24 protein-coding genes are annotated in these 24,700 nt (G+C 72.6%); 11 read left to right on the top strand and 13 right to left on the bottom strand.

Translation table 11 applies throughout. The annotated features are described in order from the left end of the window. The first annotated feature begins 328 nt into the window (after positions 1 to 328). From FLX08_RS19055 to FLX08_RS19045, 3 genes are all read left to right on the top strand, one after another. Positions 329 to 2,416, top strand: a complete 2,088-nt coding sequence (locus tag FLX08_RS19055) for a DEAD/DEAH box helicase (protein WP_244312744.1) — start codon at positions 329 to 331, stop codon at positions 2,414 to 2,416. A gap of 303 nt (positions 2,417 to 2,719) precedes the next feature. Next, positions 2,720 to 3,601 (top strand): alpha/beta fold hydrolase, encoded by an 882-nt coding sequence (locus FLX08_RS19050; RefSeq protein ID WP_142620223.1) that lies wholly within the window; start codon positions 2,720 to 2,722, stop codon positions 3,599 to 3,601. A 10-nt stretch (positions 3,602 to 3,611) separates the two neighbouring features. After that, positions 3,612 to 4,523 carry an oxygenase MpaB family protein gene (locus tag FLX08_RS19045; protein ID WP_142620222.1) on the top strand — a complete coding sequence of 304 codons (912 nt, stop codon included), beginning with the start codon at positions 3,612 to 3,614 and terminating at the stop codon, positions 4,521 to 4,523. On the opposite strand, the gene FLX08_RS19040 is transcribed toward FLX08_RS19045, so the two are convergent. The 3 genes from FLX08_RS19040 to FLX08_RS19030 are packed head-to-tail and all read right to left on the bottom strand — an operon-like array spanning position 4,474 to position 6,915. Beyond that, the gene (locus tag FLX08_RS19040) at positions 4,474 to 5,511 is read right to left on the bottom strand and encodes a RecB family exonuclease (protein WP_142620221.1); all 1,038 of its coding nucleotides are present in this window, start codon (positions 5,509 to 5,511) and stop codon (positions 4,474 to 4,476) included. The genes FLX08_RS19045 and FLX08_RS19040 overlap by 50 nt on opposite strands. A 4-nt stretch (positions 5,512 to 5,515) precedes the next feature. Next, positions 5,516 to 6,229 (bottom strand): MBL fold metallo-hydrolase, encoded by a 714-nt coding sequence (locus tag FLX08_RS19035; protein WP_142620220.1) that lies wholly within the window; start codon positions 6,227 to 6,229, stop codon positions 5,516 to 5,518. A 41-nt stretch (positions 6,230 to 6,270) separates the two neighbouring features. Next, positions 6,271 to 6,915 carry a DUF6758 family protein gene (locus FLX08_RS19030; protein WP_142620219.1) on the bottom strand — a complete coding sequence of 215 codons (645 nt, stop codon included), beginning with the start codon at positions 6,913 to 6,915 and terminating at the stop codon, positions 6,271 to 6,273. Positions 6,916 to 6,987: 72 nt separating this feature from the next. On the opposite strand from FLX08_RS19030, the gene FLX08_RS19025 reads away from it, so the two are divergent. Beyond that, positions 6,988 to 7,395 (top strand): NUDIX hydrolase, encoded by a 408-nt coding sequence (locus FLX08_RS19025; RefSeq protein WP_142620218.1) that lies wholly within the window; start codon positions 6,988 to 6,990, stop codon positions 7,393 to 7,395. On the opposite strand, the gene FLX08_RS19020 is transcribed toward FLX08_RS19025, so the two are convergent. From FLX08_RS19020 to FLX08_RS19010, 3 genes are all read right to left on the bottom strand, one after another. Further along, positions 7,382 to 10,177, bottom strand: coding sequence for a sialidase family protein (locus FLX08_RS19020; protein WP_142620217.1), 2,796 nt, complete (start codon positions 10,175 to 10,177; stop codon positions 7,382 to 7,384). The two genes, FLX08_RS19025 and FLX08_RS19020, sit on opposite strands and share 14 nt — an antisense overlap. Before the next feature lie 774 nt (positions 10,178 to 10,951). Beyond that, positions 10,952 to 12,043: a CPBP family intramembrane glutamic endopeptidase gene (locus tag FLX08_RS19015; RefSeq protein ID WP_142620216.1), complete on the bottom strand. Its 1,092-nt coding sequence runs from the start codon at positions 12,041 to 12,043 to the stop codon at positions 10,952 to 10,954. Between the two features lie 28 nt (positions 12,044 to 12,071). Beyond that, positions 12,072 to 13,010 carry an HpcH/HpaI aldolase/citrate lyase family protein gene (locus tag FLX08_RS19010; RefSeq protein ID WP_142620215.1) on the bottom strand — a complete coding sequence of 313 codons (939 nt, stop codon included), beginning with the start codon at positions 13,008 to 13,010 and terminating at the stop codon, positions 12,072 to 12,074. A gap of 48 nt (positions 13,011 to 13,058) precedes the next feature. Between FLX08_RS19010 and FLX08_RS19005 the strand changes: the two genes are divergently transcribed. Further along, the gene (locus FLX08_RS19005) at positions 13,059 to 13,436 is read left to right on the top strand and encodes a hypothetical protein (RefSeq protein ID WP_244312743.1); all 378 of its coding nucleotides are present in this window, start codon (positions 13,059 to 13,061) and stop codon (positions 13,434 to 13,436) included. Here FLX08_RS19005 and FLX08_RS19000 read toward each other — a convergent pair whose 3' ends face one another. Beyond that, positions 13,437 to 14,381 carry an EamA family transporter gene (locus FLX08_RS19000; RefSeq protein WP_142620214.1) on the bottom strand — a complete coding sequence of 315 codons (945 nt, stop codon included), beginning with the start codon at positions 14,379 to 14,381 and terminating at the stop codon, positions 13,437 to 13,439. 85 nt (positions 14,382 to 14,466) lie between these two features. On the opposite strand from FLX08_RS19000, the gene FLX08_RS18995 reads away from it, so the two are divergent. The 3 genes from FLX08_RS18995 to FLX08_RS18985 are packed head-to-tail and all read left to right on the top strand — an operon-like array spanning position 14,467 to position 17,320. After that, positions 14,467 to 15,672 (top strand): magnesium transporter MgtE N-terminal domain-containing protein, encoded by a 1,206-nt coding sequence (locus FLX08_RS18995; protein ID WP_142620213.1) that lies wholly within the window; start codon positions 14,467 to 14,469, stop codon positions 15,670 to 15,672. Then, on the top strand, positions 15,669 to 16,163 hold the full coding sequence (locus FLX08_RS18990) for a DUF1003 domain-containing protein (RefSeq protein WP_142620212.1): 495 nt from the start codon (positions 15,669 to 15,671) through the stop codon (positions 16,161 to 16,163). Before FLX08_RS18995 ends, FLX08_RS18990 begins: the two co-directional genes overlap by 4 nt. Positions 16,164 to 16,180: 17 nt before the next feature. Continuing rightward, on the top strand, positions 16,181 to 17,320 hold the full coding sequence (locus FLX08_RS18985; RefSeq protein WP_030507453.1) for an Mrp/NBP35 family ATP-binding protein: 1,140 nt from the start codon (positions 16,181 to 16,183) through the stop codon (positions 17,318 to 17,320). A gap of 33 nt (positions 17,321 to 17,353) precedes the next feature. On the opposite strand, the gene FLX08_RS18980 is transcribed toward FLX08_RS18985, so the two are convergent. The 4 genes from FLX08_RS18980 to sigE all read right to left on the bottom strand — a co-directional run bounded on the left by FLX08_RS18980 (position 17,354) and on the right by sigE (position 20,357). After that, on the bottom strand, positions 17,354 to 17,704 hold the full coding sequence (locus FLX08_RS18980) for a sec-independent translocase (protein ID WP_142620211.1): 351 nt from the start codon (positions 17,702 to 17,704) through the stop codon (positions 17,354 to 17,356). A gap of 88 nt (positions 17,705 to 17,792) precedes the next feature. Continuing rightward, positions 17,793 to 19,082, bottom strand: coding sequence for a S1C family serine protease (locus FLX08_RS18975; protein WP_142620210.1), 1,290 nt, complete (start codon positions 19,080 to 19,082; stop codon positions 17,793 to 17,795). A gap of 106 nt (positions 19,083 to 19,188) precedes the next feature. Further along, complete coding sequence (locus tag FLX08_RS18970) at positions 19,189 to 19,752, bottom strand: anti-sigma factor family protein (RefSeq protein WP_142620209.1); 564 nt, start codon at positions 19,750 to 19,752, stop codon at positions 19,189 to 19,191. Next, positions 19,749 to 20,357 (bottom strand): RNA polymerase sigma factor SigE, encoded by a 609-nt coding sequence (gene sigE / locus FLX08_RS18965; RefSeq protein WP_142620290.1) that lies wholly within the window; start codon positions 20,355 to 20,357, stop codon positions 19,749 to 19,751. The genes FLX08_RS18970 and sigE overlap by 4 nt, the downstream gene beginning before the upstream one ends. A 185-nt stretch (positions 20,358 to 20,542) precedes the next feature. Here sigE and FLX08_RS18960 point away from each other — a divergent pair, with 185 nt between their 5' ends. Beyond that, positions 20,543 to 21,172: an O-methyltransferase gene (locus tag FLX08_RS18960; RefSeq protein WP_142620208.1), complete on the top strand. Its 630-nt coding sequence runs from the start codon at positions 20,543 to 20,545 to the stop codon at positions 21,170 to 21,172. A gap of 71 nt (positions 21,173 to 21,243) precedes the next feature. Here FLX08_RS18960 and FLX08_RS18955 read toward each other — a convergent pair whose 3' ends face one another. Further along, positions 21,244 to 22,680, bottom strand: a complete 1,437-nt coding sequence (locus tag FLX08_RS18955) for a leucyl aminopeptidase (RefSeq protein ID WP_142620207.1) — start codon at positions 22,678 to 22,680, stop codon at positions 21,244 to 21,246. Between the two features lie 78 nt (positions 22,681 to 22,758). Next, positions 22,759 to 22,926 (bottom strand): DUF3117 domain-containing protein, encoded by a 168-nt coding sequence (locus FLX08_RS18950; protein ID WP_076433904.1) that lies wholly within the window; start codon positions 22,924 to 22,926, stop codon positions 22,759 to 22,761. A gap of 180 nt (positions 22,927 to 23,106) precedes the next feature. Between FLX08_RS18950 and FLX08_RS18945 the strand changes: the two genes are divergently transcribed. Both FLX08_RS18945 and FLX08_RS18940 read left to right on the top strand, forming a co-directional pair. Further along, positions 23,107 to 23,880 carry a PaaX family transcriptional regulator gene (locus FLX08_RS18945; protein WP_142620206.1) on the top strand — a complete coding sequence of 258 codons (774 nt, stop codon included), beginning with the start codon at positions 23,107 to 23,109 and terminating at the stop codon, positions 23,878 to 23,880. 1 nt (position 23,881) lies between these two features. Next, the gene (locus FLX08_RS18940; protein WP_244312742.1) at positions 23,882 to 24,661 is read left to right on the top strand and encodes an enoyl-CoA hydratase-related protein; all 780 of its coding nucleotides are present in this window, start codon (positions 23,882 to 23,884) and stop codon (positions 24,659 to 24,661) included. The last annotated feature ends 39 nt before the right edge of the window (positions 24,662 to 24,700 follow it).

Genomic DNA, 24,700 nt, shown 5'->3' with positions numbered 1-24,700 from the left:
TATCGAGTAGACTGCTTCGTGGAAGTGCGACCGCACTGTGTGGATCGGGACTGTGAAGTCACCGTGCCGATCTCTGTGTCGATCCGGGGCCAATCCCCGGACCCCAGGAACCACTGGATGCCGCGGTCGCTGATTCACGACGAGGGCGTGACCGTCCGCGAGGACCCGGACCGGGGAGGCTCTGCCGGTCGGCTGTCCCGGAGGGTCGCCTTCGCACTGATTGAGGCAGGCCACGCTGACAACGACGTTCCGAGACCTGGGAGTCATCCCGGAGATCGCCGATGCGCTCGAGACCGAGGGCATCACTTCACCATTCCCGATTCAGGAGATGGCGCTCCCGCTGGCGCTGGCCGGCCAGGACGTCATCGGACAGGCGCGCACGGGCACCGGCAAGACCTATGCCTTCGGCGTCGCCATGCTCCAGCTCGTCGGCAAGCCGAGGAAGAACCGCAAGAAGCCCCGCGGTCTCGTCCTCGTCCCGACCCGTGAGCTGGCCCTCCAGGTGACCGAGGACCTGGTCCTCGCCGCCGGGAAGCTGGGGTCGCGCATCCTCACCGTCTATGGCGGGCGCGCGTACGAGCCGCAGATCGAGGCGCTCAAGAACGGCGTCGACGTGATCGTCGGCACGCCCGGGCGGCTGCTCGACCTGGTCAAGCAGAAGCACCTCGACCTCGGCCAGATCACCATGCTCGTCCTCGACGAGGCCGACCGCATGCTGGACCTCGGCTTCCTTCCGGACATCGAGCGGATCATCAAGCTGGTGCCGGAGAAGCGGCAGACCATGCTGTTCTCCGCCACCATGCCCGGCGAGATCGTCAACCTGTCCCGCCGCTACCTCACCCGGCCCACCCGGGTCAGGGCGGAGAGCGGCACGGCCGAGGCCGAGACGACCACGCTGACGACGCAGCACGTCTATCGCACGCACCGCATGGACAAGATCGAGATCGTGTCCCGCCTGCTGCAGAGCAGGGGCGCCGGGCTCACGATGGTCTTCTGCGAGACCAAGCGGGCCTGTGACATGGTCGCCGAGCAGCTCAGGGACAAGGGCTTCGCGGTGGCGGCCGTCCACGGCGACCTCGGCCAGGGCCAGCGCGAGCAGGCGCTGCGGGCGTTCCGCAACGGCAAGATCAACGTGCTGGTGGCGACCGACGTCGCGGCGCGCGGCATCGACATCGACGACGTCACCCACGTCGTCAACTACGACTGCCCGCAGGACGAGAAGACCTACGTCCACCGGATCGGCCGCACGGGCCGGGCGGGCCGCACGGGCGTCGCGGTGACCTTCGTCGAGTGGACCGAGCTGGCCCGCTGGAAGGTCATCAACAGCGCCCTCTCGCTCGACTTCACCGACCCCGTCGAGACCTATTCGAGCTCCCCGCACCTGTACGCCGACCTCGACATCCCCGAGGGGACCAAGGGCGTGCTCCCGCGCGCCCAGCGCTCCCGGGCCGGCCTGGAGGCCGAGGAGATCGAGGACCTCGGGGAGACCGGGCGCACCCGCTCCCGCGGCAAGTCCCGCCGCGACAGCGCCCGTGACAGCGCCCGTGACAGTGCCCGCGACAGTGCCCGCGACAGTGCCCGCGACAGCGCCGAAGAGCGGCGTGAACGCCCCGCCCGCACCCGCGAGCGGCGGCGGACCCGCGGGGGCCGCCTCCAGGACGCCGCCATCCCCTCGGAGACCGAGGCGCCGGTGGAGGCTCTCGCGGAGGCTCTCGCGGAGACCCCTGCCGAGGTCACCGTGGAGGCACCTGCTGAGGTCACCATGGAGGCCACTGTGGACGCCACTGTCGACGCCACTGTGGACGCCGCCGCCGAGGCCGCGCCGAAGCGTCGTGGGCGCAGGGGCGCGAACACGGCGGCCCTGAGCGGCGCGCTGGCCGACGTCGCGGCCGTGGCGTCCCCTGCGGACGATCCCGTACTCGACCCGGCACGCGACCCGGCACGCGACCCGGTGAGCGACGCGGTGAGCGACCCGGTGAGCGACCCGGTGAGCGACGCGGAGGCCCCCACCGAGAGCGGAGCCGGACCCGAGCCGGAGGCGGCCCCGCGCAGGACCACCCGCCGCAGGACCCGCGCCGCCGACCCGGCGCCCGCGCCCGTGGCCGAGGAGCAGGTGGAGGAGCGCCCGGCCCGCCGCCGCAGGAGCCGCGCCGCCGACGGCGCCGAGCAGGCGCTCCCGGTGGAGGCGGAGCCGACGGTGGCAGCACCTGTCAGCGAAATCGCCGACGAGCCCGCCGAGCAGCGGCCGGCTCCGAAGCCGGAGCCCGAACGGATCATCCCGGCCAGCCCGTTCATGATCGTGTTCAAGTCTCCCGACCTCGCGACCGATGACGACGATCCCGCGCCGTCCGCCGCGACCGAGCGCGCCCAGCAGCGGCGCCGCCCGCCCCGGCCACGGCCCCGCCGTACGGGGTGAGGGGCCGGCACAGGCCCGCTCGGCGATGAGCACGACCGCTGGGGCAGGGAGAGCACCGGACAACCGGCGCTCTCCCTGCCCCAGTTCTTTGAGGGCCGCTTCGCCCGCAGTGGGTATGACCTGGACAGGAGGCATGCGCAATGACCGTCCGAAACCCTCATAGTTGCTTCGGTAGTGTCGCTGGGATCTTCCCTGGGTATCGTGATGCCACGTGAGTGAGCGAGCCTTCAGCAGACGGTCCAGGACGTGGGTCCGGTCCGGCCCATCGGTTCCCGGGATCCGGGGTGAGGTGAAGGAGGCCTCGTGAGCACGCCACGGTTCCTGACGCTTCCTCCAGGTGTCAGCAGTGAGCAGATCGAGACGCCGCTCGGTTCGTTCGCGGTGCTCGAAGCGCTTCCGGTCAGCGGTGTCCCCGAGCGCTGGCCCGCCCTTCTCGTCCCCGGCTACACGGGGTCGAAGGAGGACTTCATCGCCGTGCTGCAGACGCTCGCGCAGGCCGGTCGCAAGGTGATCGCGGTCGACATGCGCGGGCAGTACGAGACGCCGGGCCCGGACGATCCGGCGGCGTACTCGTGCGCGGCCCTCGGCGCGGACATCGACGCGCTCGCCGCGGTGGTCGGCCAGGGCGAGCCCGTCCACCTGCTCGGCCACTCCTTCGGCGGGCTGGTCGCCCGCGAGACGGCGCTGAACGGCGCCAAGCTCGCCTCGCTCACGCTCATGAGCTCCGGGCCCGGGGGCATCGTCGGGCCGCGCGAGCGGATGGGGCGCGTCCTGCTGGCCGAGCTTCCGGAGTACGGCCTGGAATACATGTGGTCGAACCGGCTGGAGCCCGAGGCGCTGGCGGCGGGCGTCCCCGACGACATCGTCGCGTTCCTGCGCAAGCGGCTGCTCTCCAACCACCCCACGGGTCTCGTGGCGATGGCGCACGAGGTGCTCGGCGCCCCCGACCGCTGCGCGGAGCTGGCCGAGTGCGATCTCGACCTCCTGGTCCTGTACGGCGAGCACGACGACGGCTGGCCGCCGGTGCTGCAGGCGGAGATGGCCCGCAGGCTCGACGCGGAGTGCGTCGTGGTGCCCGGGGCCCTCCATTCGCCGGCCGTCGAGGCCCCCGAGACCACCGCGGCGGCCCTGACCCGGTTCTGGAACGCGGCGGAGAGCCGGCTGCTCCAGCACCAGCACGGATGACCCGGCCGCCATGCCCCCGGCCAGCGGCCTGACCGCCCAGCCCCCGGAATCGGCGACGTGGCTGGTCCACGTCGACCGCACCATGTGGGTGGCGGGCGTGCGCGGCCTGATGCTGCAGGCCCTGCATCCGCTGGCGATGCGGGGCGTGTGGCAGAACTCCAACTTCCGCGACGACCCCTTCGGACGGCTGCGGCGTACGGCCGACTTCGTGGGCCGCGTGACGTACGGCAGCCCCGAGGAGGCCGAGGAGATCGGCAGGCGGGTGCGCGCGATCCACCGGACCCTGCGCATCCGCGACCCCGACACGGGCAGGAGCCACCGGGTGGACGACCCCGAGCTGCTGCTGTGGGTCCACTGCGCCGAGGTGATGTCCTACCTGGAGGTCGTCCGCCGCGCGGGCGTCCCGATCAGTGACCGGCAGGCCGACCAGTACCTCGCGGAGCAACGGCGCAGCGCCACGTACGTCGGGCTCCACGCCGACGACGTGCCCGGCACCGTCGCCGAGATGAACGACTACTTCGCCCGGATGCGTCCGGTCCTGCGGGTCATCCCCGAATCGGCCGCCGCCGTGCGGTTCCTGCTCTGGCCGCGCCTGCCGGAGAGCATGCGCTTCCTGTCCCCGGCCAAGCCGGTCTACTTCCCGTTCGGCGCGCTGTGCTACTACACGCTGCCCGGCTGGGCCCGCCGCCTGTACGGCGCGCTGCCCGAGGTGCCCCAGATCGCCGTCACGGCGGCGTTGCGGGCCTTCCGGCTGGCCATGAACACGATCCCCGACTCCGTGCATCAGCAGGTGCTGGACGAGGGCACCAGGGCGATGCTGCGGGCCTCCCGCGAACGCCTGGGCGCCGCCGGATATGACGTCGGCAGCGGCCTCAGGGCGCTGGTCGATCCTCGCCGCCGTCCAGACCCGGCGACGGGCTGACCGGCGTCTCCGCCAGGCCGTCCCAGGGGAGCCGGTCCGGGGAGGCCGCCCGTCCCTCGGGGCAGTGGCGGCGGAAGTCGCACCAGGAGCAGATGGGGCCCGGCTCGGGCGGGAACAGCCGGTCGATCTCGGGCGGCACGGTGCCCATTCCCGCGCCCATTCCCGCGCCCATGCCCGTGCCCATGCCCTTGTCCGTTCCCGAGGCCGTTCCCGTGACCGCCCCGGGGCCGGCCTCCCGCCGTGGGGCCGGCACGCCCTTCCTGTCGCGCTTCCTGTCGCGTCCGGCCCACTCGCGGTAGGCATCGTCGGCGTCGGCCGCCTCCGTCGCGATGTCCTCGGCGCGGCGCAGGTGACGGGCGAGCGACTCGTCGGTGTGCTCCCACTCGGCGACCGTCCCGGTGGGCAGGTGGTGTAACTCCACCCGGTGACAGGCGCGGCGCATCATGCGGGACGACGCGATCGCGTAGACGGCCAGCGCGATCGACGAACGGGCGTCGTCGGAGGTCGGCGGACGGCGACCGGTCTTGTAGTCGACCACGACAAGCTCGTCCCCGCGCCGGTCGAGCCGGTCCACCCGGCCCGAGACGGCGATGACCGACGTACGCGTGGCGACCGTGCGCTCGACGCCCACCGGCTCGTCGCCGGGGTCGAGCGTGGCGACGTAGGAGGAGACCATCGAGCGGGCCCGGTCCCGCCACGCGGCCGACTGCTCCTCGTCCCTGAACCCCTCGCGGATCCAGCCGTTGGTGAGCAGCACGGCCGCCATGACCGGCGTACGCCGGTCGTACGGCTCCCGCCACCACGCGGCCAGCGCGTTGTGGACGGAGGCCCCCACGCTGTTGTGCGCCCACGGGGGCCCCTTCTGTGGAGCGGGCCGGTCGAGATAGGTGAAGCGATAGCGACGCCGGCAGTCGAGCCAGGTGTTCAGGCGCGACGGCGTGCAGGTGTAGAGCCGCCTCGGCATGCCGTCGAGGCCGAGCTGCTCCACGGCCCTACTCGTCCAGGTTCAGCTTGATGCCGGACGCCGCGGTGCCGTCCGCGAGCGGCGGCGGCGCCGCCTCGGTCTCCTGGGCGCCGGTCAGCGACCCCGACAGCCAGCGGTCGAACTCGGGCTCCAGGTCGCCGATCCTGCCCTCCTCGCCGTGCGCGGGCAGCACCCTCGTCTCGTGGGGCAGCGTGAACAGCCGCTCGCCGATCGAGGTGAGCTGGTCGGCGAGCGCGGGGTATTCCCCGCCGAGCCTGCCGGGCCCGTCCATGAGCAGGGTCTTGCCGGTGAAGACCGCGCCGAGGCCCTCGCAGTAGAGCGAGACGCCGCCCGGCGTGACGCCCGGCGTGGAGAGCACCTCCAGCTCGACGTCGGCCACGGAGAACAGGCCCTCGTCCTCCATGTCGATGTCGGGCCAGGTCTCCTCCCAGGTCTGCCGCCACAGGCGCTTGTCCTTGGGGTGGACGGCGATCACGGCCTCGTCCCTGGCCGCCACCTCGATCGCGGCGCCCACGTGGTCGGGCAGGCCGTGGGTGCAGATGACGGCGAGGACCTCGCGGTCGCCGACCTTCTCCAGGATCTTGTCGGCGTCTCGCGCCGGGTCGATGACGATCACCTCGTCGTCGTCGCCCACGATCCAGGTGTTGTTCTCGACCTTGTGCTCGTCACCCTCGATGTCCACGAGGCCCGAGGTCACCACTCGTTCGATGCGCGCTGTCACGGCTCAGAACCTTACTATTTCTCGCGGATCCAGCCCGCCGTTCAGACATCCCCGTCGAGACGCGGCGAGAAGGCGCCGAAGGGCAGGTCGAGCGCCTGGTCCTGGTCCCGCAGGTCACGCAGTGACAGGTTGGCCAGGGCGATGAAGCAGCCGGCCTCGGCCGGCCAGGCGACCGTCCACAGCCAGTTGCCGAGGGCCTCGCCCACATAGACGGCCCGGTCCTCCGGCACTCCCCGCCCCGCGCACCACAGCGCCGTCGGATGGCCGCGTGCGTCGATCTTGGCGTGCGGGGGGTCGGCGTCGAAGCCGGCACCGGGATCCGGGCCCGGCAGCCCGGCGTACGCGGCCCCGAGGCCGATGCCGGGCTCCTCGGCGATGAGCAGCATGTCGGCGGGGCCCTGGGTGACCGAGGGGCCCGAGAGGGCGACGACGCTCGCCCTCACGCCGGTGCGTTCGTCACCCACCTCGGCGAAGCCGGTCACCAGCCATCCGGAGGGCAGCGGCCACGGGAGCCAGACGGGCACCCGCGCCGCCTCGCACAGGGCCTCCAGAGCGGCCTGAGAGGGCCGCCGGGGCGGCTGGAAGGGCAGGACGTCCCCGTGAGCGGCGCATCGCCAGGAACTCGACCAGACGTTCGGTTCGTGTAGCGGCCCGAAGCACCGCGGACATGTTGGCGCGGTTCTCACAAATATTCACGGTGCTTCCGTCATGTCCGTACGTCAAGAGTCTGCCCGTTATCTAGTCGTAATCTTGGTGATGTGCGGTGCATCAGATGTGTGGGCGCGATCGTCACCGACCCCGAAGGGCGGCTGCTGCTGGTGCGGCGGGGACGCCCTCCCGGCGAGGGGCTGTGGTCGCTGCCGGGCGGCAGGGTCGAGCCCGGCGAGACCGACGAGCAGGCCCTGCGCCGCGAGCTGCGCGAGGAGACCGGCCTCGACGTCACCGTCGTACGGCTCGCGGGGACCGTGCTGCGGCCCGCCCCCGGCGGCGCGACCTACGAGATCCACGACTACGTGGCGACCGCCTCCGGCGTGCCGGTCGCCGGGGACGACGCCGCCGACGCCCGCTGGTGGGCGCCGGCCGACCTCGCGCGGCTCCCGCTGACCGACGGCCTCGCCGACGCCCTCGCCGAATGGGGGATCGTCTCCGGGATCAGTGCTCCGTGACCGTGCTGCGCCAGATCGTCAGGTGGTCGTCGGCGTGGCCGGCCGACCTGCCGACGGCCACCACCCGGTCGCCGGAGACCGCCACCGCCCCGAGCCACTGCGCCCCCTGGCCGCCGAGGCCGTCCTGGGTGAGCGTCCGCCGCGACCACTCCACCCCGTCCTCGGACACCCACGCGGCGCTGTCGGTCTCGCCGCCCTCCTCGGGCGACCGATGCGAGCCGACGGCGACGAGTCCCCGCCCGGTCGTGGTCAGGTCGAGCACCGAGGCGGCGGCGTCGGCGGGCAGCATGCCGTACTCCCAGCTCGCGCCGTCGTCTGTGGACAGCGCGGAGAACGGGCGGGGGCCGTCCTCGGTCATCGCGGTGCCGACGACCACCACACCGGCCTCGGTCGCGACCACGTGGCGCAGCCCGGCCGAGGTGGTCTCCGGCGGCAGCACGCGGCCGCGGGCGTTCCAGTTGACCCCGTCGGAGGAGACCCAGACCACCCCGGTCTCGCGGTCGGCCGTGCCCGACCCGCCGACCGCCACGAACCCGCCGGGCGTCGCCGTGACGTCGTAGAGGCGCACGCCCGCCCCTCCGGCCGGCATGCTGCCCGGCGCGGAACGGGTGAACCGCTTGAGGTCGGGGCTGAACCACAGGGCGGGCAGCGTCCCCGTCGCGGATTTGTCCTCTCCGGCCAGGACGTAGCCCTTCGGCCCGGCGGCCACCACGCCGGGCGCGAGCAGGAAGTGGCCCGCGGGCACCTCGATCGCGGGACCGGGCCGCCAGCTCTTCCCGTCGGCCGACGTGACCAGCAGCGGCCGGGTCACCGCCGGGTCGGTCGTCGTGCTGCCGACGGCGAGCCACCCCTTGGGGCCGTGCGCCACGCCGGTGAGCGCCTGGCGCCCCGGCCCGCCCAGCAGGTCGGGGAACACCGCGTCCTTCCAGTTGGCTCCGTTGTTGCCGCTCGTCCAGATCGCGGCGTCGCCGTTGGCCGCGCCCACGGCCACGAACGTGCCGCCGGAGGCCGCGACGTCCGCGGTGTCCCTGGCGAGCCGGTTGAGCCCGGCGATCTCCTTGAGCGGCACGGTGCGCGCCGCCTCGCCCTTTCCCGCGGTGATCAGCACGGGGAGGTTCTCCACGTCGCCGGGCCCGCGCTTGTCGCCGCCCGCCACGAGGACCCCGGCGTCGGTGACGGCCAGCCCGCGAAGCGTCCCGGGGATCGCACCGAGATCGGCGCTCCTGGTCCACGTGCGCCCGTCCTGGCTGGTGTAGACGGCGTACCGCTCCCAGCCCGACTCGGCCACCGCCGCGAGGCCCGCCGCCGACGCCGCCAGGCCCCGCACGCCCGTCCCCTCCGCGCCGAGCGGCCCTATCGCGCCGCACTGGGTCCAGTCGGCGCCCTCCGGCGAGCAGTAGACCCGCACCTCGCCGGCGTCCGACTTCTGCCGGGTGGGCACGAGCACGAAGCCCTTCTTGGTGACGGCCAGCGCTCCGGGTTCGGCCCGTACGTCCGCCAGGGCCGCGGCCGTACGCAGCCAGGTGCGGCCGCCGTCGTCGGAACGCAGGACGACCGAGACGGAGTCGCCCGAGCCCGGATCGGCGAGCGCCACCACCCGGTCGCCCCTGGCGGCCACCGCCCGCATCGCCCTGATCTTGTCCGGGGTGCCGATCTGGTCGCTGTCCACCCTCGTCCAGCCGACGCCGTCGGGCGACACCCAGGCGACCGGGCCCGCCGTGCCGTCCCGCAGGGTCGTGGCGCCCACGGCGAGGAAGCCGGTCGCGGTCCGCGCCACGTCGGTGATCCTGTCCTGGCTCCAGAACGCGGTCAGCCGGGCGGGGTCCACCGCGGTCCAGGACCGGCCGTCGGAGGAGACCCACATGCCGCGCGCGGCCGGGCCCGCCGAGCCGGGCGCGTCGGTGCCGACGGCGAGCCAGCGCCCGTCGCCGCCCGCGACCCTGCCGACCGCCCCGGGCGCCGACTCGTAGCCCGGGGCGTCGGCGACCCGGCCCGTCTGCCAGTGCGCGCCTCCGTCGGCGGACACGAGGAACAGCGGCCGGGTGAGCGGGCTCGTCGTGTCGCCGCCCGCCGCCACCACCGTCGCCCCCGCCGCGGCGAACGCGTTGAGCACCTGGCTGGAGCCGTTGCCCGGCAGCCCGGGCGCCGAGAACGCGGCGTCGCCCGACTGGCCGTCACCCGCGGCGAGGCGCAGCCCGGCCGTGGACGGGCCGCCGGCCCACCTGACGACGGCCACGCCCAGCACGGCGGCCGCCACGAGGACCAGGGCGATCACCGCCGGGGCGACCATCCGGGGCAGGCGCGGAGGGAAACGCCGGACCGGCAGCACCCGCCTGTGACGGCGTCCGCCGCCCGGCCGGGGCGGGCCGGAGGCCACGAGCACGTCGGACCGGGCCGGGCGGCCTCCCGGCGGACGACCGATGCGCTCGACCGGCTCGACGCGTTCGACGGGTTCGACCGGCTCGACGCGTGGCTCGACGGGCGGGCCGTCGTGCTCGGGCTCGACCGGGATCTCGGGGCTCATGCGGATGCCGCCGGACCTCCCCAGGCCGTGCCGGGGAGCGGGCTCGGGCGGCGTGTGCGTCCACACAGGTTCCGTGCGGTCGTGTTCTGTGCGGTCGTGTTCTGTGCGGTCGTGTTCCGGGGGAACGTGCTCGCGCAGCGGTCCGGACGGTGGGGTGTCGAGCTCGGGGGCGCCGGGCCCGTCCGGGTTCTCGCGGGGGATCTGGGCCCGCCGCGGCCGGGGCGGGCCGGAGGCGACCAGCTTGTCCGGCCGGTTCACGATCCGGCGACGCGGGCCCTCCTCCTGCGCCGATTCCTGCGCCGATTCCTGTGCGGCGTTCTGGGCCGAGTTTTGGGCCCTGTTTTGTGCGGAGTCTTGGGCCCTGTTTTGTGCCGGCTCCCCCGCCGACCTGGCACCCTCGCCGTGCCAGGTCGTGGGGGCGCCCGCGTCGCCGGGCTCGCCGGGCTCGCCGGGCTTCCCGGGGTCCCCGGGTCTTCGGCCGCCGGAGCGGCTGTGGCGCGGTTCGCCCGTCCCGTGCGGCCCCTTCCCATGCGACCCCGTCCCGTACGGCGCCGCGTACGGATTGCGGCCCGCCCTGGGCCCGTGGGCCGCGTCCGATCCCGGGCGCGGAGCCCAGATGCCGCCGGATAAGTCCGGGTCGCGTAAATCCGAATCGTCGATCTTGCGATACGGCCGGGTGTCCTCGTCGTCCGCCGGCCCGCCTGCGCCATCAGGGGCTGCGTCATCAGGGGCGGCGTCATCAGGGGCTGCGTCGTCGGGGATGGGGGCCCCGAACGGCGGGAGCGCCCACGGGGACGGGACGGGCGGCCGGTGGTGCAGCTCCGGCGGGGGCAGGGAGGAGGGTTCGCCGGCGTCGCGCCGGCGGTCACGCTCGTGCTCGTCGGGGCCTGAGGCCACGCTCAGCACCTCCTCCCCGGAGAGGTCAATCCGGACCGTTCCACCTGTCGTACGGCAAAGCGATCACAGTGATACCCCAACACGAATCCAGAGCAACACGGGAAGCGCGCGGGGGCCATACCTCTCTAGTGAGATTTATCGGGAGACAGTCTGAATTGCCCACTTTCGGGCGATTATCAGCACCCCGATGCCGAAAACCGCGAACTGGACGGCCGATCCGATGAGCGACTGCCAGGGCACCTCGCCCTGTTCGAGGGCGCTTCCCATGTCCCCCGAGGCCGCGACGACTCCGAACGCCACGATGTTGTTGGTCGCGTGCAGGGCGATCGGCGCCTCCAGCCCGCCGGTGCGGACCGCCAGCCACCCCATGAGCGTGCCGAACGCGAAGACGTAGACGATCCCCCAGCCCGTGTAGCCGTGCGAGGCGGCGAAGGCCGCCGCGCCCACCAGGATCGCCGGCCATGGGGTGTTTAGGTATGCCCCGAACGCCTGGATGATCCACCCGCGGTAGGCGTACTCCTCCGCCGCCGACTGGAACGGCACCAGCAGCAGGATCACGATCATGGCGGGGAGGAACTCGTCCCAGCCCGCCCAGCTGAATCCGGGATCGATCCCGGCGAGCATCAGCATCCCCACCTCGACCGCCTGGCCGAGCACGACCGCCACCAGCGCGACCAGCACGCAGGCCCCCAGCCAGCGCCAGCGCAGCCGCAGGGCCACCGACGACAACGATCCCGGCGGTCGTCGCTGGAACAGCCACGCCGCGCCGAGCACCAGCGGCAGCAGCAGCGCGATGACCCCCAGCTGGAACCCGAGGTCGAGGACGGGGTCGGCGAACAGCCGGGTCCCCGTCCGCGCCATGGGCACACCCGTGACGAGCGAGACCACGAAGGCCACCAGGCCGACGACGATCGAGAGCACCAGGAAGGCCGCGATGATCGCCACCGTGCCGGCGATCGGCCGCCACCAGCGGTGCAGGGGCGTACGGGCCAGGCGGTCATAAGGAAGGCCGGGCGGGGGCGGAACGTCCCAGCGGGCACGCGGCGGCGGTCCCCACGGATAGGGGCCGGGATACGGCCCCGCCACGGGGGGCGGCGGCTGAGGCAGCGGCTGCGGCGGACCGGCCGGCCAGGCGGCCCCGCCCGCGTACGGCCCGGGAGCCAGGTAGGGACCGGGCAGCTGGTTCGGGCCGCGAGCCTGGTCCGGGCCCGGCTGTGGTTCGTTCATATGTCCATTCTTCGCGTGCCGCGGGTGATCAGCTGGGCGGGGTGAAGGAGCTCGACCTGGACAGGCCGGCGGCGCGGCCCTTGGCCGCCACCACGAGGGCCATCTTCCGCGACGCCTCGTCGATCATCTCGTCCCCCAGCATGACCGCGCCCCGCTTCTCGACCGTCGTGTAGTAGTCGTACGCGTCGAGGATGAGCTCGGCGTGGTCGTAGTCCTCCTGCGAGGGCGAGAACACCTCGTTGGCCGCCTCCACCTGCGTGGGATGGAGCACCCACTTGCCGTCGAATCCCAGCGCGGCCGACCGTCTGGCGACCCGGCGGAAGCCGTCCAGGTCGCGGATCTGCAGGTATGGCCCGTCGATCGCCTGGAGGCCGTGTGCGCGGGCGGCCATCAGGATGCGCATGAGGATGTAGTGGTAGGCGTCCCCCTCGTCGTAGCCGGGCGGCTGCTCGCCCACGACCAGAGTCCGCATGCCGATCGAGGCCATGAAGTCGGCCGGGCCGAAGACCAGCGTCTCCAGCCGGGGCGAGGACGCGGCGATGTCGTCCGCGTTGACAAGGCCCCGGGCGTCCTCGATCTGCGCCTCGATGCCGATGCCGCCCTCGGGCAGGCCGGTGGCCCGCTCGATCTGGCCGAGGAGGGTGTCGAGCCAGGCCACGTGGGAGGCGTCGGCGACCTTCGGCAGCATGAGGCAGTCGAGCCGGTCTCCGGCGCCCTCGACGACCTCGATGACGTCCCGGTAGGTCCAGTGGGTGGTGAGGTCGTTGACCCGGACGACGAGGGTCTTGCCCGCCCAGTCGCCCTCCCTGAGGGCGGCGACGACGTTGCGGCGCGCCTCGTCCTTCGCCCCGGGGGCGACCGAGTCCTCCAGGTCGAGGAAGACCTCGTCGGCGGCGAGGCCCTGGGCCTTCTCCAGGAATCGCGGGTTGCTGCCCGGCACCGCCAGGCACGATCGTCGAGCGCGCATGGGCACACCGTAGCGTGGTGATCAGCTCTGGTGATTACGCTGGGACGCATGGCGCTGCCGGTGATCGAAGAGGGCGCGAAGAAGTCCGGCGTGCTGTGGCTCGGCCTGCCGTCCGGGGTCCGGCTGGCCTGGCACGCGTGGCACGACGGCGCGATCTACGTGGTGAGCGGCGGAGAGGAGCAGTCGCTGCCCGGGCTGGCCGAGCTCGCCGCCGGGCGGGGCGAGATCGAGGTGGTCCTGCGCAGCAAGGACAACGGCGCCGAGCTCGTTCGTTTCCCGGCCGTCGCCGAGGTGGTGGACCAGGCGGCCGCCCCGGAGGCGGTGGCCGCGCTGGCCAAGGAGCGCCTCAACGCCCGCGACGCCGCCGGTCTGACCACCCGCTGGGCCGAGGGGTCCACCGTCGTGCGGCTCACCCCTCGCGCCTGATCAGACGCGTACGGTCTCCACGGCCTCGGCGGCGTGGCGCTCGGAGCCGAGCCGTACGGTCGCGGTCTGGGCCAGCAGGGCCCCGGCGAGCACGATGGCGCCTCCGGCGATCTGGGCGGCTCCCAGGCGCTCGCCGAGCAGCACCCAGGCGACCAGCGCCCCCGCGATGACCTCCACCGAGGCGACCGTCGACCCGACCGCGGCCGACAGCCGCCGCACGGCCGTGATCCCGGTCGCGTACGCGACGACCGTGGCCACCACGACCAGCACCACGGCGGCCGCGGCGACGGGGACCGTGCGACCGGAGACCTCGGCGGCGCGGGTGAACGCCGTCCAGTCGATGTTCCAGGGCCGGGAGACGGGCAGCAGGACCACCGCCGAGCCCAGCATGCCCCAGCCGATCAGGCCCAGCGTGTCCACGTCGTCGCCGAACGAGTCGCTCATCAGAAAATATCCGGCGCAACAGGCGGCGGCGATCAGGGCGAGCAGCAGCCCGAGCGCGTCGAGACGCAGCCCCTCCCAGACCTGCACGACGATCGCCAGCCCCACGACCGCGATCAGCGCCCCCAGGTAGGCCGAGCGCGGCAGCCGCAGCCGCCGGACGAACCGCACCCACAGGACCACCAGCACCGGCGAGGTGTACTCGATCAGCAGCGCCACGCCGACCGGCAGCCGGGTGATGGCCACGAAAAACAGGGCCTGCACGGCCGCCACGGCGATCACGGCGTACGCCGCGAAGAACAGCAGACGGTCGCGGGGGATGCGCAGTGCGCGCGGCTTCACGACGGCCAGGACCGCCAGCAGGAGCACGCCGGCCCCCGCCATGCGGATCCACACGGCCTCCAGCGGCGCGAGCCCGGCCACACCGAGGATCTTCGCCATCGGTCCGGAGAACCCGAAGCAGAAGGCCGAGACGCCCGCGATCGCCAGGCTGACAGCCCTCATCGTCACCTGCCCATGTAATTACCAATAAACGGCTTTGATCCTGTCATAACCGGGAGCGGTCCGCATCCTTGCGTAACCTGACAGAGTGGATCGGATCTTCGTGGCCCGCCTGGCCGGACTGGCGGTCTTCGACCCGGCCGGCGACCAGATCGGCCGGATCCGGGACGTCGTCGTCTCGCTGCGGGGGCCGCTGCTCCCCCGGGTCCACGGCTTCGTCGTGGAGGTCCAGCCACGCCGCCGGGTCTTCCTGCCGATCACCAGGATCACCAGCATCGAGGCCCGCGCCCTCATCTTCACCGGCAAGCTCAACATGCGCAGGTTCGAGCGCCGCGACACCGAGACGCTGGCCATCGGGGAGATGCTCGACCGCACCGTCGAATACAAGGGCGAGCGGGTGACCGTGCAGGACCTCGCCATGGAGCAGCCGCGGCCGTCCGAGTGGCTCATCACCAAGGTCGCGATACGCCGCGGCACGCGGCGCAGGGGCGAGACGCTGATCGTGGACTGGGACGAGGTCACCGGCTTCACCGGGATCCAGAAGGACCAGGGCGCGGCCAACCTGCTCGCCGTCTTCGAGGCGCTGCGCCCGGCCGACCTGGCGAACATGCTGCACGAGCTGCCCACCAAGCGGATGGCCGAGGTCGCCGCCGCCCTGGACGACGACCGGCTCGCCGACGTCCTGGAGGAGCTGCCCGAGCGCGACCAGGTGCTCGTGCTCAGCCGGCTGCACCGCGAGCGCGCCGCCGACGTGCTGGAGGAGATGAGCCCGGACGACGCCGCCGACCTGCTGCAGGAGCTGCCCACGGAGCAGGCCGAGGGGCTGCTGCGGCTCATGGTGCCGGAGGAGGCGGCGCCGGTCCGGCGGCTGCTGACCTACGGCGAGTTCACCGCCGGCGGCATGATGACGACCGAGCCGGTCATCCTCCCGCCGACCTCGACCGTCGCCGAGGCCCTCGCGCACATCCGCCAGCAGGAGCAGACCCCCGCCATCGCCGCCCAGGTGTACGTCACCCGACCGCCGACCGAGACCCCGACCGGGCGCTACCTCGGGGTGGCGCACTTCCAGCGCCTGCTGCGGGAGCCTCCGTCGACGCTGCTCGGCAGCGTGATAGACATCACGGTGGACCCGATCAGGCCCGAGCTCACGGTGCGCGAGGTGGCGTCGTACCTCGCGACGTACAACCTGGTCGCGGTCCCCGTCGTGGACGAGCTGGGCCGGCTGCTCGGCGCGGTGACCGTCGACGACGTGCTCGATCACATGCTGCCGGAGGACTGGCGGGAACGCCCATGACAGACCGCCTCGACCAGCCGCGCGAGCTGACTCCCCGCCTGCGGCTCTACTACGACCCCGAGGCGTTCGGCCAGCTCTCGGAACGGATCGCGCGGTTCCTCGGCACCGCGCGATTCATCGTCTACATGACCGTGTTCGTGGCGTTCTGGCTGCTGTGGAACGTGTTCTCGCCGTACAAGTTCGACCCCTACCCGTTCATCTTCCTGACCTTGATGCTCTCGCTCCAGGCGTCGTACGCCGCGCCGCTGATCCTGCTCGCGCAGAACCGGCAGGCCGACCGCGACCGCATCCAGTACGAGCAGGACAGGCTGGCGGCCGAGCGCAACCAGGCCGAGATCGAGTACCTCACCCGGGAGATCGCCGGTCTGCGGATCGCGCTCGGCGAGGTGGCCACGCGCGACTTCATCCGCTCGGAGCTCCAGCGCCTGCAGGAGGAGCTGAGGGGGGACGGGGGGAGATCACGTGGGGCGGGTTCGGAGGATTCGCGCTGAGTCCATAGCATGGATTCATGGCACCATCCCCTGAACTGGTCATGGCCGCGCTGGCGACGGTGAACGATCCGGAGATCCGCCGGCCGATCACCGAGCTCGGCATGGTCAAGAACGTCGACATCTCCCCCGACGGGGTGGTGCGCGTTGGCGTGTACCTGACCGTCGCCGGCTGCCCGCTGAAGGACACCATCACCCGCGACGTCACCGGCGCCGTGTCCCGGATCGACGGCGTGTCCCGCGTCCACGTGGACATGGACGTCATGAGCGCCGAGCAGCGCAAGGAACTGCAGACGAAGCTCCGCGGCGACCGCGGGCCCGAGAAGGAGATCCCCTTCGCCAAGCCCGGCTCGCTGACCCGCGTCTTCGCGGTCGCGAGCGGCAAGGGCGGCGTCGGCAAGTCGTCGGTCACGGTGAACCTCGCCGCCGCGATGGCCTCCCAGGGCCTGAAGGTCGGCGTCGTCGACGCCGACATCTACGGCCACTCGGTGCCGCGCATGCTCGGCGTGAGCGAGCGCCCCACCAAGGTCGAAGACATGATCATGCCGCCGGTGGCCCACGACATCAAGGTCATCTCGGTCGGCATGTTCAAGCCCGAGGGCAACACCCCGGTGGTGTGGCGCGGCCCGATGCTCGACCGCGCGCTCTACCAGTTCCTCACCGACGTCTACTGGGGCGACCTCGACGTCCTGCTGATGGACCTGCCCCCCGGCACCGGCGACATCGCGATCTCGGTCGCCCAGCGCATGCCCACGGCCGAGATCCTCGTCGTGACGACCCCGCAGCAGGCCGCCGCCGAGGTGGCCGAGCGCGCCGGGTCGATCGCGGCCCAGACCCATCAGCAGATCGCCGGCGTCATCGAGAACATGGCCTGGCTGCCCTGCCCGCACTGCGACGAGCGCATCTCGGTGTTCGGCGAGGGCGGCGGCCAGACCGTGGCCGACGCGCTGACCCGCACGCTGGGCGCGCGCGTGCCGCTGCTCGGCCAGGTGCCGATCGACATGCGGCTGCGTGAGGGCGGCGACGAGGGCAAGCCGCTCGTGCTGACCGACCCCGACGCCCCGGCGGCCGCGGAGCTGCGCCGGATCGCGGCCGGGCTCGGCAAGAAGTCGACCAGCCTCAAGGGCCTGAAGCTCGACATCTCACCGGTCAAGCACTGACTCAAGCCCTGACTCAAGCGCTGACCGGCCCGATCAGGTCGCCTCGTTGTCGTACGGCGGGATCTCCCCCACGCCCAGTTCCGGCGTGGGGGCGGCGACCGGCTCGGCCGCCGTCGTCGCCGAGGTGTCGTTCCAGTCTTTCTCGAGGTCGTCGAGCAGGTGCTTGCGCACGAAGTTCTTCGGGTTGAGGTCGGCCGGGTCGAAGTTGGCGAACTCGGGCCCCATGTTGGCCTGCAGGTCCGCCTTCGCGTTGTTGGCCATCTGCCGGAGCTGCCGCAGCGTACGGCCCGCCTGCGAGGCGGCCTGAGGCAGTTTCTCCGGCCCGAAGACGACCAGGGCGATCACCACCAGCGCCAGGGCCTCCCCCCAGCCGAGTCCGAACATGGCGATCTCCTCCTGCGCGTACGACTGAAATCAGACTAATGCCCGCACCCCACGCTATGGACAGGGGTCGTCGGCTCTTGGGCCGCTCTTAGGACGGTCGCGCGGCGGGAGCGGGGGCCGCGCCGACCGTGACCGTCGCCGTCCGCACCTCGCCGTCGTGCCGGAACTTGATCCGCACCTGGTCTCCGGGCGCCTTGCTGCGGATGGTGACGATCAGCTCCCGGCTGTCGCTCACGGGCTGGCCGTCGACCTCCAGGATGACGTCCCCCGCGTGCAGGCCCGCCTTGGCGGCCGGGCCTCCGGGCGTGACCGGCAATGCGCCGCCCTCCGTCCGGGTGGCGATCCGCACTCCCTTGCCCTGGTAGCTCTGGTCGATCGTGATGCCGATCCTGGAGGTGCGGGCCGTCCCGGTGGTGATGAGCTCCTGGGCGATCCGGCGCACCTGGTTCACCGGGATCGCGAAGCCGAGGCCGATGCTGCCGGACTGCTGGCCGAGCAGGGAGCCGCCGACGGTGGCGATCGCCGAGTTCACCCCGATCACCTCGCCCGCGGCGTTCACCAGCGGGCCGCCCGAGTTGCCGGGGTTGATGGCGGCGTCCGTCTGGATCGCGTTGATGAGCGCGTAGTCGGACCCGGTGCTGCCGCCCGCCTCGACGGGCCGGTTGAGCGAGCTGACGATGCCCGTGGTGACCGTGCCGCTCAGCCCGAGGGGCGAGCCGACCGCGATGACCGGGTCGCCGACCACCACACCGTCGGAGTTGCCGAGGGGCAGCTCCGGCGCCCTGACGGCCCCGTCCGGCTTGACGACCGCGATGTCGGAGTTGGGGTCGCGGCCGACGACGCGCGCCCCCGAGGAGCTGCGGTCGTTGTAACGGATGCGGATCTCCCCGGCCTGCCCCGCGACGGCCACCACGTGGTTGTTCGTGACGATGTAGCCGCCCTTGACGACGAAGCCCGATCCGGTGCCCGCCTCGCTGTTGCCCTTGACCTCCAGCGAGACCACGCTGGGCAGGACCTTGGCGGCCACCCCGGCCACGGAGTCCGGCGGCCGGGCCGTGGGCTGCTTCGACGGCGTGCTCAGCGTGTAGGACGGGTCGATGCCGGAGGACGGGCGCGTCAGCAGGAACGTGCCCCAGCTCGCCACCCCGCCCGCCACGAGCGCGATGACCACGGCCAGGGCCGCGAAGAGCGCGATGTTGGGGCCGCGCGGCTCCCGCTGCGGCCCGACGGGATACAGCGGCGGCGGGGCCCAGCCGGGGCCCATGCCGTACGGACCGGTGGCGGGCGCAGGGGCATCGGGAGGGCCCTGCGGCTCCTCGCCCGCGGGCAGGAACTCGGGCCGGTCCGACGCGCCGTACGGACGCGTGTTGTCGGTCATCGCGGCAGTCACTCCTCGCACACGGCGTCATCCGCTGGGCAGCCGCGGTAACGAGGAAGGCGGCACACGACGGCTGCGGTGTCCGATCGTATGCCGTTCCCTCGAATCAGCGCGAAAGACCCCTGGTGACGCTGGGTGACGGGGTGGGTGACAGGTTCACCACGGGCGCCCTGTTCTGCGCGGGATGCTGTACGAACATCTGCCCGGGTGCCGGGTTCGGGGTGGCCGTGGATCCTCCGGCCATGAGCATGGTGCCGAGGGCGACGGCGGCGCCGGCCATTCCCACGGCGACGTATCCCGCCCTTCTGGCCCTTCCGGGCCGCCCCGGTCCCGATCGTCCCTCGTCCCGGCCCCTGGGCCGGTTGTCCATGGGTCCGGCGGCGTGCATGCCGGGAAGCCGCCCGGCACCGAAGGCCGGATGGTCGGGAAAGGGCCGCATCCGCGGCGGCAACGGCCCTCCGGGTTCCGCCATGCGCAGCAGCGACATGGTGAGGTCCGCCGGCATGGCGGGCGGATCCATGGACCGCAGGCGGGTCTTCAGCGCGCGCATCGCGTCGACCTCCGCGCGGCAGTCCGCGCAGAACGTCAGGTGCGCGAGCGCGCGTTCCCGCTCGTTGTGACTGAGTTCGCCGTCGATGAGCGCGGAGACGCGCTCGCCAAGATGACTCACAGTCCCTCCCTGCTGATAGAAGGGGGGGTTTGATCGCCGTTCCGGTTCGCGGAGGGCGCCCGGTGGTCGAGTGCCTCCCGCAGTTGGGCGCGGCCGCGATGGATGCGGCTACGCACCGTGCCGAGTTTCACGCCGAGCGTCGCGGCGATCTCCTCGTAGGACAGTCCCTCGATGTCGCACAGCACCACGGCCGCCCGGAACTCCGGCGCCAGGGCGTCGAGCGCGGCCTGGATGTCGGGCTCCAGATGCGCGTCGTCGTACGCCTGCGCGGGCGACGGCTCGCGGCCGTGCAGCCGCTCGGCGGCGTCGTCCGCCAGCCCCTCGAAGCGGATGCGCTGCCTGCGCCGCGCCATGTCGAGGAAGAGGTTCGTCGTGATCCGGTGCAGCCACCCCTCGAACGTGCCCGGGGTGTAGCTCGACAGGGACCGGAAGACCCGGACGAAGACTTCCTGAGTGAGGTCCTCGGCGTCGTGGACGTTGCCCGTCAGCCGATAGGCCAGCCGGTAGACCCGAGTGGAATGAGTTCGAACGACCTCCTCCCAGGTGGGAGGCGTCCAGTCGGACACCGAAGTCTCCGCCTGGTGGTCGTGCTCGTCCACCGGCATTCCTCTCTGCAGGATCGTCGCTACAGCCATAGTGCCTGGTTTCGCCCCTTCCTGCGCACCGCGGGCTGAGCGGTCTCTTACAAAGACCGTTCAAAGCGTGCAACGTCCCCGTTGTGGCGTGAGTTCCCGTTCCGGTCCGACTCCCCTAGGCTGCGTCCAAGATGAAGCAGGGGAGGGAGAGGCCGATGGCGACACCGGCCAGCCTGGAGTACGCGGAGGAGTTCGTCCCGGAGGACGACATCCTGCGGACCGCGCGCCGGCGTGGCATCGAGGTCGGGGCGCGCCCGATCCTGCCCGGGTGCGGAGCGGCGCTCTGCTTCCTCGCCACCGTGGTGAACGCACGCTCGGTGGTGGAGGTCGGCACCGGGTGCGGGGTCTCCGGCCTGTGGCTGCTGCGCGGCATGCGCCCGGACGGCACGCTCACGAGCGTGGACGTGGAGCCGGAGCATCAGCGCATGGCCCGGCAGACGTTCGCGGAGGCGGGGTTCTCCGGCAGCCGGATCCGCCTGATCGGCGGCCGCGCGCTCGACGTCCTTCCCCGCCTCGCCGACGGCGGCTACGACATGGTCTTCTGCGACGCGGCCAAGCAGGAGTACATCGACTACCTCACCGAGTCGGTGCGGCTCCTGCGCCGGGGCGGGGTCGTCGTGTTCGGCGACGCCTTCTGCGACGACCAGGTGGCCGACCCCACCCAGCGCGACCCGGACACGGTCGCGCTCCGGGAGCTGGGCAAGCTCGTCAGGAACGACGACCGGCTGCGGCCCCTGATGCTGCCGCTCGGCTCCGGGCTGCTGGCCGCCGTCAAGCTCGACTGAGCCCGTTCACGACGCGTTCACGGGCCGTTCACACGACGCTCACGGCCGGTGAGCGGCCGGTGAGCGGCCGTTCAGGACGCGGCGGTGAGGTAGCGCAGCAGCAGGCGGACGCCGAAGCCGGTGCCGCCCTTGGTGATCTCGCCGTCGTCGGAGGCGGCCCGCGCGGGCCCCGCGATGTCGAGGTGCGCCCACGGCCGCCCGCCGGTGAACTCCCGCAGGAACAGCGCGGCGGCGATCGACCCCGCCGCGCCCGACTTCGTCCTGTCGACGTTGGCCAGGTCGGCCACGTCGGAGTCGAGCATCGTGCGGTAGTCCTCGACGAGCGGCATCCGCCACAGCCGCTCCCCGCCGGCCTCCCCGGCGGCGATCAGGTCGGCGGCCAGCGCCTCGTCCGTGGCGTAGAGCGCGCCCAGGCTCACCCCGAGCGCGACCTTGGCCGCGCCGGTCAGCGTGGCGACGTCGATCACGATGTCCGGGTCGAGCTCCGCGTGCGCGTACGCCAGCGCGTCGGCCAGCACGAGACGCCCCTCCGCGTCGGTGTTCAGCACCTCGACCGTGCGCCCGCCGTACTGGGTGATGACGTCTCCCGGCCGCTGCGCGGAGCCGGAAATGGAGTTCTCCGCGCACGCCACGAGGCCGGTGACCCGCACCGGCGCCTCGAAGGCGGCGAGCGCGCTCATCGCGGCGATGACGGCGGCCCCGCCGCCCATGTCGGTCTTCATCGCCTTCATGCCCTCGTTGGGCTTCAGGGACAGGCCGCCGGTGTCGAACGTGATGCCCTTGCCGACGAGCACCACGTGGGCGCGCGGGTTCTCCGGCGTGTAGGAGAGCTCGACCAGGCACGGCGGGCTGACCGACCCCTGCCCGACGGCCCGGATGCCGCCGAACTCGCCGAGCTCGGCCCCCTCCCACACGCGTACGCCGAGCCCCGACTCGGCGGCGATCGCCTTGGCCTGCTCGGCGAGCCAGGCGGGCGTCTTGACCGACGACGGGGTGTTGACGAGGTCGCGGGCGAGCGCGGTGGCCCGCGCGACCGCCTCTCCGCGCTTCAGGTCCCGCTCGTCCCCGCCGACGAAGACGATCTCCCCGACCGGCTTCGTGCCGCCGTTGCCGATGGTGAACGTGTACGCCGCGAGCAGCGCGCCCTCGGCCAGGGCGGCCGTCTCCCCCTTGGGCGGGACGACGACCGACAGCGACGCCCGGCCCTTCGCCCGCCTCGCGAGGGCCGCCCCGGCCTTGCGCAGCGCGGCGGCCGAGCCGTCGCCGGTGCCGTACAGCAGGACGCGCCGCACACCACCCTCCCTGAGGGTGGGCACCTCCACGACCTCGCCCGGCTCTCCCTTGACCTCGTGGTGCGCGAGCAGCGCGTCGACCGGCACGGGAGACTCCAGCCAGGGCGCCGGGGCAAGGTCCGGTCCGGGTCCGAACGGCACGGCCACCAGGTCGGCGTCCGGCGCGGGCCCGGCGCCGTCAGGACCGGTGAGGACCGGCGTGGTCTGGATGGGCACGTCCACCTCCAATAGGGCGGCCCCGGGGCGGGAACACCCGCCGCCAGGGCCGTAGTTCGAACGGGTCGGCCGACGAGGTCAGCCGACCACCTTCTTGAGCGCGTCACCGAGGGCGCTGGCCTCGTCCGCGGACAGCTCCACGACGAGTCGGCCGCCACCTTCGAGAGGGACCCGCATGACGATGCCCCGTCCTTCCTTGGTGACCTCCAGCGGACCGTCACCGGTCCGCGGCTTCATCGCCGCCATGCGTGTATCCCTTCCCGCGTTGTCGGCCGCCCCGGAGGGTAACCGGCGTATTCACGTTTCTGTGATGTTCTATTATCCCGCCTCCGAGCTCAAAAAGGTAACGGCCCGGATCCGGTCAGTGGATCAATGCCGTGAGACACGCGTTGTGGACGGACCGGACGTGACCCCACACTGGGTGGGGTGAACGCCCGAGCCGCGCTTTTCGATCTCTTTGGGGACCACCTACTCGCGCGTGGCGGCCGTGCCTCCGTGGCCGCGCTCGTGAGGCTGCTCTCGCCGCTCGACATCGCGGCCCCGGCCGTCAGGACCGCGATATCCCGCATGGTCAGGCAGGGCTGGCTCGACCCCGTACGGCTGCCGCAGGGGCCGGGGTACGCGGTCACGCCGAAGTGCGAACGCCGGCTCGACGAGACGGCGGCCCGCGTCTATCGGCGGGGCGACGCGCCGTGGGCCGGCCGCTGGCACGTCCTGGTGCTCGAACCGGTCAGGGACCGGGCACGGCGCGAGCGGCTGCGTGCCGACCTCGCCTTCCTCGGGTACGCCCCGCTGTCGGAGACGACCTGGATCGGCCCGCGGCCCTCGCCCGAGCTCGACGCGCTGCGGATTCCCGGCCACCGGTTCGACGCCGCTTACGAGGGCGACCCGCGGGACCTGCTCGCCCGCGCGTGGGATCTGGACGGCATCGGCAGCGCGTACGAGGATTGGCTGGCCAGCGCGGCGGACCTGGTGGGCTCGCTGCCGGAGGACGCCCCGGACGACCGGGTCTTCGCGGTCCGCAGCAGGCTGGTGCACGGGTGGCGCAACTTCCTGTTCCGCGACCCCGGGCTGCCCGCCGACCTGCTGCCGCCGGGCTGGCCGGGAGAGAAGGCCCGCACCTTCTTCGAGCAGGAGGCCACTCGGTTGCTGCCGGCCGCCGCCGCGTTCGTGGACCGCACACTGAATGGAGCAGCCTGACATGACCGTGACCTACGACGTCGACGAAGCCGTCGCCACGATCACGCTGAACCGCCCCGACGCCATGAACTCGCTGACCCTCGCGACGAAGACCGACCTGCTCGCGGCCGTGCGGCGCGCCGCCGATGACGCGTCGGTGCGGGCCGTGCTCCTGACCGGCACGGGCCGGGCCTTCTGCGCAGGGCAGGACCTGCGCGAGCACGCCGAAAACCTCGGCCGGGGCCTCGGCCTGGCAAACACCGTGCGCGAGCACTACAACCCGGTCGTGCTGACCATCGCGACGATGGGCAAGCCCGTCGTGGCCGCCGTCAACGGGGTGGCCGCGGGGGCGGGCGCCTCGCTGGCGTTCGCGTGCGACTTCCGGGTGGCGGCCGAGAACGCGAAGTTCTCGATGGCGTTCACCGGGATCGGGCTCGCCCCCGACTCGGGCGCGTCCTGGACGCTGCAGCGGCTCGTCGGCCCGGCCCGTGCCCGGGAGATGCTGCTGCTCGGCGACGTCGTGGACGCGGCCAGGGCGCTGGAGCTCGGCCTGGTCGGGGAGGTGGTCCCGGCCGAGCGGCTGGCGTCCGCCGCCCGCGACCTCGCCGTACGGCTGGCGCAGGGGCCCACCCGGGCGTACGCCGCGACCAAGGCGGCGCTGGACCACGCGGCGTCGTCCTCCCTCGCCGAGGCGCTGGAGCGGGAGGCGGAGCTTCAGGACGAGTGCGTCGCCACCGCCGACCACGTGGCGGCGACCAAGGCGTTCCTCAGTAAAGAGCGGCCCCACTTCGAAGGCCGATAGGCGCTACGAAGCAATCAGACACAGCGAAGGCCGATAGGC

The organism is Microbispora hainanensis (genome assembly GCF_006874475.1).
GTDB lineage: Bacteria > Actinomycetota > Actinomycetes > Streptosporangiales > Streptosporangiaceae > Microbispora > Microbispora hainanensis.
This window is presented reverse-complemented; position numbering and strand designations above follow the sequence as displayed.

Coding starts and splice junctions, on each gene's coding strand:
- FLX08_RS19055 (WP_244312744.1), top strand. CDS start 329: ATGGCGCTCCCGCTGGCGCTGGCCGGCCAGGACGTCATCGGACAGGCG.
- FLX08_RS19045 (WP_142620222.1), top strand. CDS start 3,612: ATGCCCCCGGCCAGCGGCCTGACCGCCCAGCCCCCGGAATCGGCGACG.
- FLX08_RS19015 (WP_142620216.1), bottom strand. CDS start 12,043: ATGAACGAACCACAGCCGGGCCCGGACCAGGCTCGCGGCCCGAACCAG.
- FLX08_RS19010 (WP_142620215.1), bottom strand. CDS start 13,010: ATGCGCGCTCGACGATCGTGCCTGGCGGTGCCGGGCAGCAACCCGCGA.
- FLX08_RS19005 (WP_244312743.1), top strand. CDS start 13,059: ATGGCGCTGCCGGTGATCGAAGAGGGCGCGAAGAAGTCCGGCGTGCTG.
- FLX08_RS19000 (WP_142620214.1), bottom strand. CDS start 14,381: ATGAGGGCTGTCAGCCTGGCGATCGCGGGCGTCTCGGCCTTCTGCTTC.
- FLX08_RS18990 (WP_142620212.1), top strand. CDS start 15,669: ATGACAGACCGCCTCGACCAGCCGCGCGAGCTGACTCCCCGCCTGCGG.
- FLX08_RS18985 (WP_030507453.1), top strand. CDS start 16,181: ATGGCACCATCCCCTGAACTGGTCATGGCCGCGCTGGCGACGGTGAAC.
- FLX08_RS18980 (WP_142620211.1), bottom strand. CDS start 17,704: ATGTTCGGACTCGGCTGGGGGGAGGCCCTGGCGCTGGTGGTGATCGCC.
- FLX08_RS18975 (WP_142620210.1), bottom strand. CDS start 19,082: ATGACCGACAACACGCGTCCGTACGGCGCGTCGGACCGGCCCGAGTTC.
- sigE (WP_142620290.1), bottom strand. CDS start 20,357: ATGCCGGTGGACGAGCACGACCACCAGGCGGAGACTTCGGTGTCCGAC.
- FLX08_RS18960 (WP_142620208.1), top strand. CDS start 20,543: ATGGCGACACCGGCCAGCCTGGAGTACGCGGAGGAGTTCGTCCCGGAG.
- FLX08_RS18950 (WP_076433904.1), bottom strand. CDS start 22,926: ATGGCGGCGATGAAGCCGCGGACCGGTGACGGTCCGCTGGAGGTCACC.
- FLX08_RS18940 (WP_244312742.1), top strand. CDS start 23,882: ATGACCGTGACCTACGACGTCGACGAAGCCGTCGCCACGATCACGCTG.